11 protein-coding genes are annotated in these 14,516 nt (G+C 74.4%); 7 read left to right on the forward strand and 4 right to left on the reverse strand.

From position 1 onward, the window contains the following. Positions 1-32: 32 nt before the first annotated feature. Genes K7C98_RS06405 through K7C98_RS06415 form a run of 3 tightly spaced genes read right to left on the reverse strand, consistent with a single transcriptional unit; the run spans position 33 to position 1,826 of the window. Positions 33-953, reverse strand: a complete 921-nt coding sequence (locus K7C98_RS06405) for a hypothetical protein (RefSeq protein ID WP_224190663.1) — start codon at positions 951-953, stop codon at positions 33-35. Beyond that, positions 950-1,246, reverse strand: coding sequence for a tetratricopeptide repeat protein (locus K7C98_RS06410; RefSeq protein ID WP_224190664.1), 297 nt, complete (start codon positions 1,244-1,246; stop codon positions 950-952). Before K7C98_RS06410 ends, K7C98_RS06405 begins: the two co-directional genes overlap by 4 nt. 22 nt (positions 1,247-1,268) lie before the next feature. Then, the gene (locus K7C98_RS06415; protein WP_224190665.1) at positions 1,269-1,826 is read right to left on the reverse strand and encodes a hypothetical protein; all 558 of its coding nucleotides are present in this window, start codon (positions 1,824-1,826) and stop codon (positions 1,269-1,271) included. Positions 1,827-1,997: 171 nt separating this feature from the next. Between K7C98_RS06415 and K7C98_RS06420 the strand changes: the two genes are divergently transcribed. The 6 genes from K7C98_RS06420 to K7C98_RS06445 all read left to right on the forward strand — a co-directional run bounded on the left by K7C98_RS06420 (position 1,998) and on the right by K7C98_RS06445 (position 11,251). Continuing rightward, positions 1,998-4,823: a VWA domain-containing protein gene (locus tag K7C98_RS06420; protein WP_224190666.1), complete on the forward strand. Its 2,826-nt coding sequence runs from the start codon at positions 1,998-2,000 to the stop codon at positions 4,821-4,823. Between the two features lie 501 nt (positions 4,824-5,324). Further along, positions 5,325-6,173, forward strand: coding sequence for a glycine-rich protein (locus K7C98_RS06425; protein WP_224190667.1), 849 nt, complete (start codon positions 5,325-5,327; stop codon positions 6,171-6,173). A gap of 533 nt (positions 6,174-6,706) precedes the next feature. Continuing rightward, complete coding sequence (locus K7C98_RS06430) at positions 6,707-7,762, forward strand: glycine-rich protein (RefSeq protein ID WP_224190668.1); 1,056 nt, start codon at positions 6,707-6,709, stop codon at positions 7,760-7,762. A gap of 31 nt (positions 7,763-7,793) precedes the next feature. Next, complete coding sequence (locus tag K7C98_RS06435) at positions 7,794-8,744, forward strand: alpha/beta fold hydrolase (RefSeq protein WP_224190669.1); 951 nt, start codon at positions 7,794-7,796, stop codon at positions 8,742-8,744. Positions 8,745-8,753: 9 nt separating this feature from the next. After that, positions 8,754-10,046: a chlorophyllase/cutinase-like alpha/beta fold protein gene (locus K7C98_RS06440; RefSeq protein WP_224190670.1), complete on the forward strand. Its 1,293-nt coding sequence runs from the start codon at positions 8,754-8,756 to the stop codon at positions 10,044-10,046. Positions 10,047-10,192: 146 nt separating this feature from the next. Continuing rightward, the gene (locus K7C98_RS06445) at positions 10,193-11,251 is read left to right on the forward strand and encodes a hypothetical protein (protein WP_224190671.1); all 1,059 of its coding nucleotides are present in this window, start codon (positions 10,193-10,195) and stop codon (positions 11,249-11,251) included. 139 nt (positions 11,252-11,390) lie between these two features. On the opposite strand, the gene K7C98_RS06450 is transcribed toward K7C98_RS06445, so the two are convergent. Beyond that, entirely contained in the window at positions 11,391-12,728 is a 1,338-nt protein-coding gene (locus tag K7C98_RS06450) for an FAD-dependent oxidoreductase (protein ID WP_224190672.1), read from the reverse strand. Positions 12,729-13,195: 467 nt separating this feature from the next. On the opposite strand from K7C98_RS06450, the gene thrS reads away from it, so the two are divergent. After that, complete coding sequence (gene thrS, locus K7C98_RS06455) at positions 13,196-14,416, forward strand: threonine--tRNA ligase (RefSeq protein ID WP_224190673.1); 1,221 nt, start codon at positions 13,196-13,198, stop codon at positions 14,414-14,416. Positions 14,417-14,516 lie beyond the last annotated feature (100 nt).

Consider the following 14,516-nt stretch of genomic DNA (forward strand, 5'->3'; position numbering starts at 1 on the left):
ATGTCCGTAGAGACAGTGTCCCGAAGGACAGGTCAACGGCGCTCGCGCAGGGCGCCGTGGATCTTGTCGAGCGTGTCGGCGAGGCGCGAGGCCGGGACGCTGACGCGCGTCGGCATGCCGCCGCCGAGGCCGAGCAGGGCCACGAAGTCGAGGCCGCTGTCGAAGCCGGCGGCGATGTTGACGGTCTGGCCGTCGACGACCACGGCCACGCGGGCGCGCTCCTGGCCGAGCAGCAGCAGCTCGGTCTTGTCGAACGGGCGCTGGTTGGCGGGGACGCGCACGAGGGCGACGTCGTCCTCGACGACGTAGGCGCGGGCCAGCGCCGCGGCCTCGGCCGCCATGGCGTCGAAGTCGGCCGCGGCGGCGGCGATCGCCTCCTGCTCGGGGCCGCGCGGCATGCCGGCGACCAGCCAGCGGACGATCTTGATCAGGAGGACGGTGTCCTCGTAGTGGGCGCGCAGGGCCCGGTCGACGAGCGCGCCGATCGGGCCGGGCTGGCCGATCCGGGTGTCGACGGCGCGGGCGTCGGCGTCGGCGCCGGGGTAGGGCTCGACGCCGCCGAGCAGCCACTTGGCGGCCGAGTACAGGCCGTCGAGGTCGAAGTGGGCGACGATGGTGTCGACCGGACCTGTCTCTTCGACCATCTCGGGAGTGATGATCTCGGGGCAGGCGCCGTGCTCGGCCTTGGTGTGGAGGACGAACCGCCGATCGCCGCGGAACTGGGCGTGGCGCTCGTGATCGTGGTGGTCGACCCACCGCGCCAGGCGAGCGCCGAGGCCGGTGAGGAACTTGCCGGTGATCTTCTCGAAGCCGCTGCCGATGCCCTCGGCCGCGAAGGCGACGTCGAGCACGACCACGCGGCCGCGCAGGTTCGCCGGCTTGGGCAGGCGCCGCGGGCTGGCGAACACGAGGTCGATCGCGGCGGCGTGAGCGGGGCCGGGCGTGGCGATCAACCTTCCAGCGCGGCGCGGGCGGATTCGAGCTCGCCGAGCGCGTGCGCGTCACCGGCCGCGCGCGCGGCCTGCTCGCCCTGGTGGAGCACCTGCAGGGCGCCGTCGCGGTCGCCCGCCTCGACCAGGGTGTTGCCGGCCATCAGGTAGGCGGGCACGTACTCGGGGCTGCGGGCGATGAGCTCGCGGAATTCGGCGATCGCCTCGGCGAGCTGCCCGCGCCGTTTGAGCTCCATCGCCAGGCCGTAGCGCGGGAACGCCTCACCTGGCTTTTGGGCCACGAACTGTCGGAGCATCGCCAGGCGATCCACGCGGACCTCAGGAGGCGGCCTGCTGGCGCATGCGCGGCTTGTAGGTCTGCTTGTGCTTCTCGATGTACTCGGCGGCCGGGCCGTCCTCGACCCCGAGCGCCTTGAGGACCTCGGGGGTCTGGTCGAACACCGGGGTGTCCTGCAGGTGGCCGATCAGCAGCAGGTAGGTGGCCACGTGCGCGGGCGGGTACTTCTTCAGCAGCTCGTCGACGCCCTCGCGCAGCTTCTCGGGCGTGTTGGTGACACAGAAGTCCTCGTCGGTCTCGCCCATGGTGTGCTTGACCCCGAGGAAGTCGAGGTAGTCGATCAGCATCTGGCGGTTGTGGCGCATCAGCCACTCGAGCAGGAGCGCGAGCGCGAGGTTGTCGTTGCCGCGGCCCAGCTCGGCGTCGAAGCGCGTGCGCCAGGCGCGACGGCGGGCGGCCTGGGTGTACGCGGTGGAGGGGACGTTGGCGCTGCAGCCGCCGGCCTTGAGCACCTCGCGGACCTCTTTGCCCGAGAGCTTGTCGTAGTACGCGTCGATGTGGCCTTGGCCCAGGTGTTGACAGATCTCGATCGGCTTCACAGCGCTTCCTTCGGTGGCGGGCACCCTAACCGCCCTGCCGCTTCCGCGCAACCCGGACGCGCCGGGAACGCCGTCTCGCAGCAGGGCGGCTTTTGCCGGGCGGCCCGGGGCGCTATGGTTGCGGACCTCGCCGATGCGATCCTCCCCCGGCCCGCGCGCCCCGGTGCGCCCTTGACCCGCGCTGCACCCTCCGGCGCTCGCAACTGGGCCCTGCTGTGGCTGGCCCTCGGCCTCGGCGCCGCGGCGGCGCTGCATCGCTTCGGTCCCGACGTTCCTGTCCTTTTGTTCACCCTGCCCGAGTGGCTGGCGGCCAGGCTGTCGGAGGCCGGCGACCGCACGCTGGTGCTGGCGCGCCCGAGCGTGCTGTGGCTCATGCCGGTCGCGCTGCTGCCGTTCCTCGTCGCGGTCGCGCGCCGCTCGCTGGTCGACCTGCCGGCCTGGCAGGTGGCGCTGCAGCTCGGCGCGCGCGTGCTGCTGCTGCTGGCGCTGGCGCTGGCGCTGGCCGCCCCGAGCCTGCAGGCGCCGCGGCGCGGCAAGACGGTGGTGGTGGCGGTCGACGTGTCGGCCAGCGTCGACGACGGGCAGCTGGCCGCGTTCACGGCGGTCGCCCGCGAGGTCGTGCGCCTGGTCCGCGGCGAGATTGGCGACCGCGACGACCGCACGCGCCTGCGCCTCGTGACCTACGCGAGCCGGGCGGCCGCGCTGCCCCTGTCCGAAGGGACAGAAGAGGTGCAGCTGTCCCGAGAGCCAGGCGGCGGGCTGGCCAGCGATCACGCCGGGGCGCTGCGGCTGGCCGAGGCGCTGCTCGACCCCGACACCGAGGGCCGGGTGGTGCTGGTCAGCGACGGGGCCGCCAGCGTGGCCGAGCGCACCGACCTGATCGCGGCGGCCGAGGGCCTGCGCCGGCGCGGGATCACGCTGCACACCCGCACCGCCGCGCCGGCGGCCCGCGGCGACGTGCTGGTCGCCGGGGTCCACCTGCCAAGCGAGCTTCGGGTCGGGCAGACGTTCGACGCGGCGATCGACGTGTGGGCCTCCGAGCCGCGCACGCTCAAAGTGTTCGTCGACAAGGACGGGCAGCCGAACGCGCTGTCGCCGAGCGTCGAGGTGGCGCTGCGCGGCGGGCCGCAGCAGATCAAGGTGCCGGTCCGCGCCAACGCGCCGGGGCCGATCGTGATCGCAGCCCGGCTCGACGCGGCCGAGCTGGCGGCGGCCGACAACCGCAGCCTCGACAACGACCGCGCGGCGGCCGTCGGCGAGGTCCGCGGGCGGCCGCGCGTGCTGCTGGTCGGCGAGGGCGACCCGTCGGGCGCGCTGGCGCGGGCGCTGCGGGCCGACCACCTGCAGGTCGACGCCGAGGCGGCGTCGGCGATCCCGGGCGCGGCCGAGGGGCTTCAGCCATACGACCTGGTGATCCTGTCCGACGTGCCGTCGCGCCACGTGTCGGGGGCGCAGCAGCAGGCGATAGCGAAGTGGGTCCAGGACGGCGGCGGCTTCGTGATGATCGGGGGCGAGAGCGCGTTCGGGGTCGGCGGCTGGGGTGGCAGCGTGATCGAGGACGTGCTGCCGGTCCGCTTCGAGGGCGAGCGCCAGCGCGAGCAGCCGACGCTGGCGCTGGTGCTGGTGATCGACAAGAGCGGGTCGATGTCGAGCGAGGACCGCCTCGACCTGGTCAAAGAGGCAGCTCGCTCGACGGCCTCGACGCTCGACCCGGGCGACGAGATCGGGGTGATCGCGTTCGACTCGCGCCCGGTCACGCTGGTGCGCCTGCAGCCGGCCGCCAACCGGATCCGGATCGCCGGCGACATCCGCCGGCTCAGCGCCGGCGGCGGGACGAACGCGCTGCCGGCCCTGCGCGAGGCGTACATGCAGCTCGCGGGCAGCAAGGCGCTGGTCAAGCACGTGATCCTGCTGTCCGACGGGCAGTCGCCGGAGACCGGGGTGTCGGCGCTGATCACCGACATGCGCGACGCCGACATCACGGTGTCGGCCGTCGGCGTCGGCGCGGGCGCGGGCAAGGACTTCCTCGCCCGCGTCGCCGAGCGCGGGCGCGGCCGCTACTACTTCAGCCAGGACGGCACCGACGTGCCGCGGATCTTCTCCCGCGAGACGCGCGAGGTGACCCGCAACGCGGTGGTCGAGCGCGACCTGTTCGCGCGCGTGGCCAAGAGCGCCCAGGTGCTGCGCGGGATCGACTTCGAGCGCGCGCCGGGGCTCGGCGGCGTGATCCCGCTGAAGACCAAGCCGCTGGCCGAGCTGCTGCTGCGCACGCACGTCGGCGACCCGCTGCTGGTCCGCGGCCGCCGCGGGCTCGGCCGCACGGTCGCGTTCGCGTCCGACGCCAAGCCGCGCTGGGCCCACCGCTGGATCGCCTGGGAGGGCTTCCCCAAGTTCTGGTCGCAGGTGGCCCGCGACGTGATGCGCCAGGGCGCCGCGTCGCTCGGTGGCGCGTCGCTGCGGATCACGCCCGGGGCCGACGAGGGCAGCTTCCGCGCGGTCGTCGACCTCGACGCCAGCGCCGGCTTCGTCAGCGACCTGCGCGGCGAGCTGCAGGTGATCGACCCGTCCCTTCCTCCCGGCTCCGAAGGACATACGACGACGCTGACGACCCAGCTGACGGCGCCGGGCCGCTACGAGGCGACGGTGATCGGGGTGCGCGCGGGCCAGCGGCTGATCAAGGCGCAGCTGTTCGACGACGGCCAGACGCCGCCGCGGCTGGTGGCCGAGGCGACCGGCCAGGCGAGCGTCCCGTACCCGGCCGAGCTGGCGCCCGACCAACTCGGCGTCGATCCGGCCTGGCTGGCGACGCTCTCGCCCGAAGGCACGCACGCGGGGCCGATCGACGCGGTGGTGACGAGCCCCGGCGCGCCGCAAGGGACGCGCCAGCGCCCGGTCTGGCCCGAGGTGCTGTGGGCGCTGGCGCTGCCGCTGTTGATCCTCGACCTGCTGCTGCGCCGCGTGGCGTTCGGCCGGGCGCGCCGCGGCGAGATCGGGTGAGGCGCGGCCGGCATGGGGTGAGCCGGGCTCGACGGAACATGTCGCAAGGGACAGGTGGTCATAAAACACTCGGCCGGCGCGCCGCGCGAGCCAAGGTGAGGCGCGGCCGGCATGGCGGGTGAGGCGGGCTCGACGGAACATGTCGCAAGGGACATGTGAGGCGCGGGCAGTAGAGGGCCCGGAGCTGGGCGAGGTGGAATGTCGCAAGGGACAGCTGGTCGGAGGGTGTTCGGCCGGCGCGCCGCGCAAGACAGGCTGAGCCGCGGACCGCAGATGAGGCCGAAGGAGAGTGTCACAAGGGACATGCCGTCATGGACATGTTTTATAGAACATGTGCTGGAGGACATGTTCATGGGGGCAGGGTGAAAGCCGGGCGTCGCCGCCGCGGGGGCGGGCGCTTCGGCGCTGGAGGGTTCGTCGCCGGCGGCAGACCGACGTGACGGGCAGCACGGGGGGGGTTGCACCGCGGACGACGCCGCGCATCCCTGGAGGAGGGGTACGATGCAGCGGGCCGCCTCTCACATTCGACACGATCGCGCCGCCGCGGCGCTGGCGGTGCTGCTCGGCTGCCACGCGGCCGAGTACGAGGGGATCGACGGGATGGCGCCGGAGCGGGCCTCGGAGTGCGTGGAGCCGGGCGCGCGGTGGTTCAGCTTCACGGGCGCGCCGCAGACGTTCGTGGTGCCGGAGTGCGTGACGACGCTGGCGGTCGAGCTGTGGGGCGCGCAGGGCGGGCCGAGCCGCTGCGGCACCGACGACGAGCACGGCCTGCCCGACGTGCAGGAGGACGGCGGACACGGGGGCCGATTGCGAGCTGACCTTTCGGTCAGCCCCGGCGATGTCGTGCTGGTGCACGTCGGCGGCCGCGGAGGCCTCGACGGCGCGCCCGGCTGGAACGGCGGCGGCAGCGGCGGGAGGTGGGGCGGCGGCGGCGGCGGAGCGTCGGACGTGCGCCTGAACGGCGCGAGCCTGGTCGATCGCGCGCTGGTGGTCGGCGGCGGGGGCGGCGGCGTGTGCGGCTATCCGGATCACGGAGCGGGCGGCCACGGCGGGGGGCTGGCGGGCGAGGACGGGATCGTCGGTGACGTGAACTGGCGCGCAGGCGGCGGCGGACAGCCGCACGCGGGTGGAGCGGGCGGCGCGGCGCCCGGTCAGTCCGGCGTGTTCGGGCTCGGCGGCGGGGCGGCCGGCTACCACGTGGCCGGAGGCGGCGGCGGCTGGTACGGCGGTGGCGGGGCCTTCGGCGCCGGCGGAGGCGGTGGTTCGTCGTACGTGGGTCCCGCCGGCAACGATGCGGAGCTCGAGGTCGGCGCGCGCGACGGCGATGGCGTGGTGGTGATCAGCTGGTGAGCGCGGCGACCCGCGAGCGGACGGCGCGAGGCGGAGCTGGAGATCGCGGCGCGCGCGACGGCGATGGCGTGGTGGTGATCAGCTGGTGAGCGGGGCGGACGGCGCGAGGCGGAGCTGGAGCTCGCGGCGGGCGGATGGTGTGGATGGGGAGCCGCGGGTGAGCGCGTCGATGGGGGTGCAGATCTGCCAGTGAGCGCGGCGTGATCCTGGTTCGCGCGTGAGTGCGTCGAGATCTGCCAGTGAGCGCGGCGTGGTTCAGGGTGGGAACGCGTCGAGATGCGGGCGGACGGCGGCGAGGCGCGGATGGAGACAGGTGACGTGCACCGGCGCGGTGCAGCTGCGGGGACGGCGAGGACGCGGGGCGCGTGGCGAACGTCGTGCGGCGGCGAGGGGCGCCGTCTTGCGAGGATGTCTTTTGGACATGTGCGAAGGGACATCCTCATGGAGAGCGGCGCGGCGCTGGTGATGCGGGACACAACGGGGTTTGCGTGCCTGCCTGCTGCGCATCAGACCTACAGGTCGCAGGGGGGGCGATGCAGATGGTACGCAAGGGCCGATGGTGCACGGTGTCGGTGGTGTTCACGATCACCGTCGGCGGCTGCGACGAGGTCTCGGACACGCAGCCCCCGCGGCCGGTGCCGGGCGCGCTCGCGGTCGCCGAGGCGGACGGGGACGCCGATCCGGACAAGGCGTTGGTGCGCGCGTGCGAGGCGGCCGCGCTCGACCTGTGCGGTGCGGAGTGCGTCGACATCACGCTCGACGCGCGCCACTGCGGCGGCTGCGGCCGCGTCTGCGCCGGCACGTGCGCGGCGGGCTACTGCGCGGCGCCGTGCTGGCGGGGGCAGATCCGCTGCGACGGTCAGTGCGTCGAGCGCACGCGCGTGACGCCCGGCGGCCGCGCCCGCGAGTTCGCGTTCACCGGCGCGCCGCAGACGTTCGTGGTGCCCGACTGCGTGTCGCGGATCACCATCGAGGCGTGGGGCGCCCAGGGCGGCGGCTCGCGCTGCTGCGACGGACCGGAGCAGGACGACGGCGGCCGCGGTGCTTACGTGCGCACCGAGCTCGAGGTCGAGCCGGGTGAGGCGTTGCGGATCGTGGTCGGCGGACGCGGCGGGCTCGAGGGCGCGGCTGGTTACAACGGCGGCGGCGTCGGGGGCGAGTTCGCGGGCGGCGGCGGCGGGGCCAGCGACGTGCGCCGCGGCGGGACGGGTCTCGCAGATCGGCTCGTGGTCGCGGGGGGCGGCGGGGGCGGACAGTGCGGCTGCCCCGATCACGGCGAGGGCGGTCCGGGCGGCGTGTTCATCGGCGGCGCCGGCGTGGCGCTGTTGCCCGAGTGGCAGGCGGCAGGCGGCGGCACGCAGAGCGACGGCGGGGCCGTGGGCTCGGTGCCGGGCGAGCCGGGCCTGTTCGGCAGCGGCGGCGGCGTCGGCCTGTACCACGTGGCAGGCGGGGGGGGCGGCTGGTTCGGCGGCGGCTCGGCCTACGCGGCGGGCGGGGGCGGCGGCTCGTCGTACCTCGGCGACGAGCCCGAGGGCAGCGGGCTGCCAGGCGTGCGCGCGGGCGACGGATTGGTGGTGATCCGCTGGTGATCGCGGCGCGTGGTCGTGTGTTTGTTCGCACATGACCGAAAAGACATCCACTCGACCCGCCGGCCCGGCCTTCCCCCTCTGTCGCGGCCGGCGGGTTCCCTTTTCGCGCGAGCGTGGCATCCTCGGCGGCGCCCATGCCCGCCCGCGAACGCACGATCGCGAGGGTGAGGGGCCGGCGCTGCTGCTGTGCAACGGCATCACGACGTCGCGGTTCTTCTGGACCCACCTGGCGCCGCGCTGGGCCCGGCGCTTCACGGTGATCACGTGGGACCTCAAGGGGCACGGTCGCAGCGAGCCGGCGCGCACGCGCGAGGGCGTCGAGATCCCGGCGCTGGCCGGCGACGCGCTGCAGATCCTCGACGCCGAGGGCCTGACCGACGCGGTGGTGGTCGGGTTCTCGATGGGCTGCCAGGTCGCGCTCGAGGTCTATCGCGCGGCGCCGTCGCGGGCGCGCGGGCTGGTGCTGCTGCTCGGACCCGCCGGCCGCGTGTTCGACACGGCGCTCGGGGCGGTCGGGCCGCTGTTGCACGGGCTCATCGCTCGCTTGCCGGCGCACGGGTTCCGCCTGGCGTTCCGCGGGGTCCGCGGCGTGGTCGGGCTGCCGGGGAGTCGTCGCCTGGGACAGCTGCTGGGGCTGATCGGACCCGCGGCCACGCCGGCCGACGTGAAGCTGTACATCGAGCACTTCGTGCGCGAGCTCGACCCGGGCACGCTCGCGGCGATGGCGCTGGCGGCCCAGAGCCACGACGCCGCCGACCTGCTGCCGACGATCGCGGCGCCGACGCTGATCGTGGCCGGCGACCGCGACGTGTTCGCGCCGGCGCCCCGGGTCGGCCTGCCGCTGCACCGCGCGATCCCGGGCAGCCGCCTGCTTCGGCTGGAGGACGGGACGCACACCAGCCTGTTCGAGCACCACGCGGCGATCGGCGCGGCGGTCGAGCGCTTCTGTGAGGGCCTCACCGCGCGCCGCGAGGTCGGGTAAAACGGCGGCATGCGCCGCTTCGCCTCGCTTAGCCTCCTCCTCGCCGCCTGCAGCACCGCCGCCGCCGACTCCGACGCGACCTTGAGCGCCGGGGGCCCCGGCACCGGCACGGCCGAGACCGGCACGCCTCCCGACGAGCCGCCGCCCGGGACCACGGAGGCGGCGCCGACGACCAGCGGCGATCCGTCGGGCGGCAGCACGGGCAGCGACAGCCTCGAGCCGACCGGGACGGGGACGGGCATGGGCGCGGAGCAGGACTACGACGCGCCCGGGGCGGCGCCGGTCGGCAACGCGTCGTTCTCGGTGGTCGCCGGCGACCGCACGCTGCTGGTCGAGGCGTGGTACCCGGCGGACGCGTCGGCCACGGCCGCGGCCGAGCAGGGCCACCCGATCGAGATGTTCGTGCCCGAGGGCGAACACCGCGACGCGATGATCGAGCTGCTGGGCGACCTGTCGGAGCAGGGCCAGGCCGGGGTGCGGCTGCAGACCCGCTCGGCGCGCGACGCCGCGTCGGCGGGCACCGGGCCGTACCCGCTGGTGATGTTCTCGCACTGCCACAACTGCGCCCGCTACTCGATGTTCACGATCGCCGAGCACCTCGCCAGCCACGGCTTCGTGGTCGTCGCGCCCGACCACGTCGGCAACACGCTGTTCGAGCCGGGCCCGGCCGACATCATCAGCGAGGACTTCCTGCAGGTCCGCGTGGCCGACCAGATCGCGGTGCTCGACGCGGTGCTCGACGCCGGCAACTCGGCTGTCCCCGAGGCCATCCGCGGCTCGATCGACGCGACCCGCATCGGCGCGATGGGCCACAGCTTCGGCGCCGCCACGGCGGGCCGGCTGGCGCAGGAGGACGAGCGGATCCTGGCCGCCATGCCGATCGCCGCGCCGGTCGAGAACCCGATCTTCTACGGGACCAAGCTGGCGAACATCGTCGAGCCGCAGCTGTTCGTGCTGGCGATCGAGGACAACAGCATCCTGAAGATCGGCAACAACCTCATCGAGTCGAACTTCAAGGCCGCGGCGACGCCGGCCTACCTGGTGCGCATGACGGACACCGGCCACTGGGGGCCGACCGACATCTGCGGCCTGCGCGAGGAGTTCAACCCCGGCTGCGGGCCGGGCGTGCGCCAGTCCGACGGCAGCGAGTTCGTCTACCTCGCGCCGGTGCAGGCGCGGGCGATCGTGGCGGCCTACGCGGCGGCGTTCTTCGACCACCACCTGCGCGGCAACGCCTCGGCGCTCGAGTTCCTGCAGACGGCGACGCCGTCGGAGGTGGTCGAGGTCGAGTCACGGCTGTGAGCGCGGCGCAGAAATAAGCGCGGGGCGGCAAGGGGGCGGGCCGCCCCGGGGCTGCGAGATCGGCCGCGCCCGTCACGGGCCGTATGGGCCCTCCCCTGGGCCAAGGGCGGCTTGCCGGGCGGGCGCGCGCGGGCGACACTGGCGGCATGGAGTTCGCGCGGCTGGCGGAGGCCCTCGGCGGCGAGACGATGGCGGTCGAGGCGGGCGGGCGCAGCGAGCTGGCGCCGTTCATGCTGCGCTTCGGGACAGGTCCCGAAGTGCAGGTGTATCCCGAGCTGGTGGAGGGCGCGTGCGTCGGCGCGGTGTTCGTGGTCGCGCGGGCCGACGCGGCCGAGACGCCGCGGATCGTGCTGCGGGCCGAGGACGCGATCGACCGCGGCGGCAAGGCGCTCGGGATCAACCGCGAGCTGCAGCTCGGCGACGCGGCGTTCGACGCGGCGGTCTACGTCGAATCGGAGGCCCCCGACGCGCTCGTGGCCCAGGTGCTGGCGGCCCCGGCGGCGCGAGCGGCCGCGCAGGCGCTGGTGCGCGGACCGGCCGGCGAGGTGCAGCTCGGCGAGGGGAGGGTGACGGCGAAGCTGACGGCGGCCCAGCTCGAGGCGCCCGCGGCCGCGCCGGAGCTGCTGGCGTCGCTGCGGGCGCTGGCGGAGGCGATGGCTGTCCCGAAGGACATGCCGACGCGCGCCGAGCTGGTGCGCCGGCGCCCCGTCGGCCACATCTTCGCCATCGCGTTCGCGTGGCTGGTGACGCTCGCGCTGGCGGTGGTGCTGCGCCCGCCGCAGGTGCTGGCCTGGCAGCCGGTGTTCGCGGGGATCGGGATCGGCGCGCTGCTGTGGCTGGCGGTGTGCGGCGGGCTGGCGCTGGTCCTGCGCGGCGCGCCAGACTCGCTGCGCTGGCTGTCGATCTGCGCGGCGGCGTTCCTGCTGACGACGCCGTTCGCCGGGATGAAGCTGGCGCTGTACGCCAACGCGGCCCTCGACGCCGGGGCGGAGGAGGCGCTCCGCCTGCCGGCGCGGGTGGTCGACCGCGGCGAGACCCGGGTGGTCATCGAGGTCGAGGGGCCGGCGCCAGGGCAGTCGCGAACTCGGCTGCATGTCCCGATGGACAGGGTCGTGGGGACATTGTCGGAAGCGCCGGGGACTCTGACGCTGACGATCCGCCCCGGCGCGCTCGGCTGGGCGTGGCTGGTCGACGTGCGGCCGTGAGGGCGGCACGACAAGTTTGATAGGACATGTCTACGAGGGATGTCGCTGCGGGCATGAGCCGCGTGGGTGCGCTTGTGGACATGTCCGGAAGGGAATGTCGTCGATGACATGATGTCGGGAGCATGTCCGCCAGGACAGGTCAGCGCGAGCCGAGCAGGGCGCGGCGCAGCACGCTGGGGTGGAACAGGGCGCTGCTCGGGCGCAGCAGGTGCAGCACCTGCATCATGCGCAGCTGGACGTCGGGCGAGCGGGTGGCGGCGCTGAAGATCCGGTCGACCAGGCGGTGCATGACCTTGAGGCCAGGTGACGGTTTGCCGGTGGTCCCGGGCCAGCGCAGGTCGTCGCCGACGGCGGTCATGAAGGCGGCCTGGTTGCCGGCGGCGAGGCGCCTCTGAAAGCGCAGGCCGGGCGCCTGGCCGGGGCGGGCGCGCAGCTCGGCGTCGAGGTGGGTCGAGGCGACGGCGGCGACGCTCATGCCCTGGCCGTAGACGGGGTTGAGGGCGCAGGCGGCGTCGCCGAGCACGACGAAGCCGTGGGGCCAGCGGCGCAGGCGCTCGTAGTGGCGCAGGCGGTTCTCGGTCCGGCGATAGCCGTGGATGGCGCTGCACGGGGTGGCGCCGGCCAGCGCGTCGCGCAGCGCCGGGGTCCGCAGGCCGCCCGCGAATTCGAGAAATCCGGCCTCGTCGGTCGGCGGGAAGGCGCCGCCGTAGCCGACCAGCGTGACGATGTGGCGCCCGCCCTCGACGGCGTACACGACCCCGCCGCGCGGGTTCTGGCCCGGCTTGCCCATGATGTAGAGGACCTTCCAGTCGGGCCGCGCGCGCAGCTCGTAGAGGCGGGTGGCGTAGCCGAGCTGGGCGTCGATGACGGTCTCGGCGGGCTCGGGGTAGCCGAGCGCGGCCAGCCAGGTCGGGGCCCTGGAGGCGCGGCCGCTGGCGTCGACGACGAGGTCGGCGCGCAGGTCGTCGGCCGCGAGCTCGGGCACGCCGGCGCGGCGGTGGACCTGCACACCGACGATCCGGTCGCCCGCGTTCTGCAGGCCGGTCACCTCGTAACCCGCGTGCACGCGCACGCGCTCGTCGGCGACGAGGCGCGTGCGCACGTTCCACTCGAGCAGGCCGCGGGTGCAGGCGCGCGAGCGCAGCGGCGAGGGCCCGCGCGGCATGACGCCGAACGGGGTGTGCCACTCGACGTCGGCCAGCCAGTCGTACTCGTGCGCCCCCGCGGCCGCGAGCGCGTCGCCGAGGCCGGGGAACTGCTCGCTCAGGATCTGCCAGCCGCGCGTCAGCAAGACGTGGACGTGGTGGCTCTGCGGGGCGCCGCCGCGCGGCTCCGGTCCGCCCGGCAAGAGGTCGCGGTCGAGGACGGTGACGCGCTCGTAGTGACGCGTGAGCACGCGAGCGGCGAGGAGGCCGGCGATCCCGCCGCCGATCACGAGCACGCGCCGATCCGCCGGCGCGGAGCCTGATGTGGGCATGGCGCAGTGATACGACAGCGCGGCCACGGCCGGAAGCGGGCGCCCCCGAGTGCGGGCGCGCGATCGCCCGCGCGGGCGGTGAAGGCTCCGTCTGTCTGAAGAGACAGGTGAGTGGCCGGCCGCCGCGGCCGCGGCGGAGCGAGCGGCCGACGTCACAATCACGGCAGACCCGGCGCGACCGGGGTGACGGGATTGACGATCGGGAAATGCCCACACCGACGTATACGAGCTTCCGCACGGGCATTCGCCTTGACCGCTCGAAGGGCCGCGTGTATCCCCGAATTCGATGCTCCGGCGCGCCACCACCGCGACCACCACGACCACCCTTCCGGGTGGGGTCGGTCGCGTGCGCGTGCGCTGAGAGAGTCGTCCACGCCCTGCGAAACCCCGCCCGAGCCGGCGGGGTTTCGCGCGTCTCGGTGGCGTCGCTCCGTCCGGTCGGCCCTTGCCCCCAGGAGTCCGCCGCCATGAGTCACGACATCAACCCCCATTCCGTCCTCGACGCCCACGACCACCGCGCCCTCGGGCCGCGCCTCGGCCTGTTCCACCTGCAAGAAGAGGCCCCGGCGATGGTGTTCTGGCACCCGAAAGGCCTGGTCCTCGTCCGCGCGCTCGAGGACGCGGCCCGCCGCCGCGCCGCGGCCGACGGCTACCACGAGGTGCGCACGCCGCAATTGTTGCGACAGCCGATCTGGGAGAAGAGCGGCCACTGGGAGCACTTCCGCCGCGGAATGTTCGCAGTGGCCGACGAGGGCTGCGGCGCGGCGCTGAAGCCGGTCTCGTGCCCGGGCCACATCCAGATCGCCCAGCGCAGCGCGCTGTCGTACCGCGACCTGCCGCTGCGCGTGTGCGAGTTCGGCCTGTGCCACCGCGACGAGCCGAGCGGGACGCTGCACGGGCTGTTCCGCCTGCGACAATTCACGCAGGACGACGGCCACGTGTTCTGCGCCGAGGACCAGATCGGGCCCGAGATCGTGCGATTCTGCCGCGGCGCCCGCCAGTTCTACGCGGCGTTCGGCTTCGCCGATTTCGCGGTGGGCCTGTCGACGCGCCCGCCCGAGCGGGTCGGCGACGACGCGACGTGGGACCGCGCCGAGGCGCTGCTCGCCGCGGCGGCCCGCGACGCGGGCCTCGATTGCGCGGTGCAGCCGGGCGAGGGCGCGTTCTACGGGCCGAAGCTCGAGTTCTCGCTGCGCGACCGCCTCGGCCGCTCGTGGCAATGCGGGACGATCCAGCTCGACTTCAACCTGCCCTCGCGGTTCGACCTGCATTACGTCGACGAATCCGGCCAGCGCCGGCGCCCGGCGATGCTGCACCGCGCGATCTACGGCAGCGTCGAGCGCTTCCTGGCGATCGTGCTCGAGCACCACGCGGGGGCGCTGCCGGCCTGGCTGGCGCCCGTGCAGGTGGTGGTGGCGCCGGTGGCCCCGGCGCAGCACGCGGCGGCGGCGGCAGCGGTCGCCGAATTGCGGGCCGCGGGGGTCCGCGTCGAGCTCGACGACCGCCGCGAGACGCTGGCCCGCCGGGTCGCCGAGGCCCACGCGAACGGGGTGCCGATGCTCGCGGTGATCGGCGCCCGCGAGGCCGCAGGCGAGGCGCTGGCGCTGCGGATCCGCGAACAGCAGCAGGTGCTGCCGCGCGCCGAGGCGGTGGCGCAGATCGCCCGCGACTGCGCGCCGCCGGTGTGAGGTGCGGGCGGGCGGCTCGGACCGCCATGAGAATGATAGGAGAGTCCCTCGGGACATGGCGAAATAGACATGTCCTTATGGGCATTGAGCGAATCGAGAG

Source organism: Nannocystis pusilla (assembly GCF_020073745.1).
Classification (GTDB): Bacteria; Myxococcota_A; Polyangia; order Nannocystales; family Nannocystaceae; genus Nannocystis; species Nannocystis radixulma.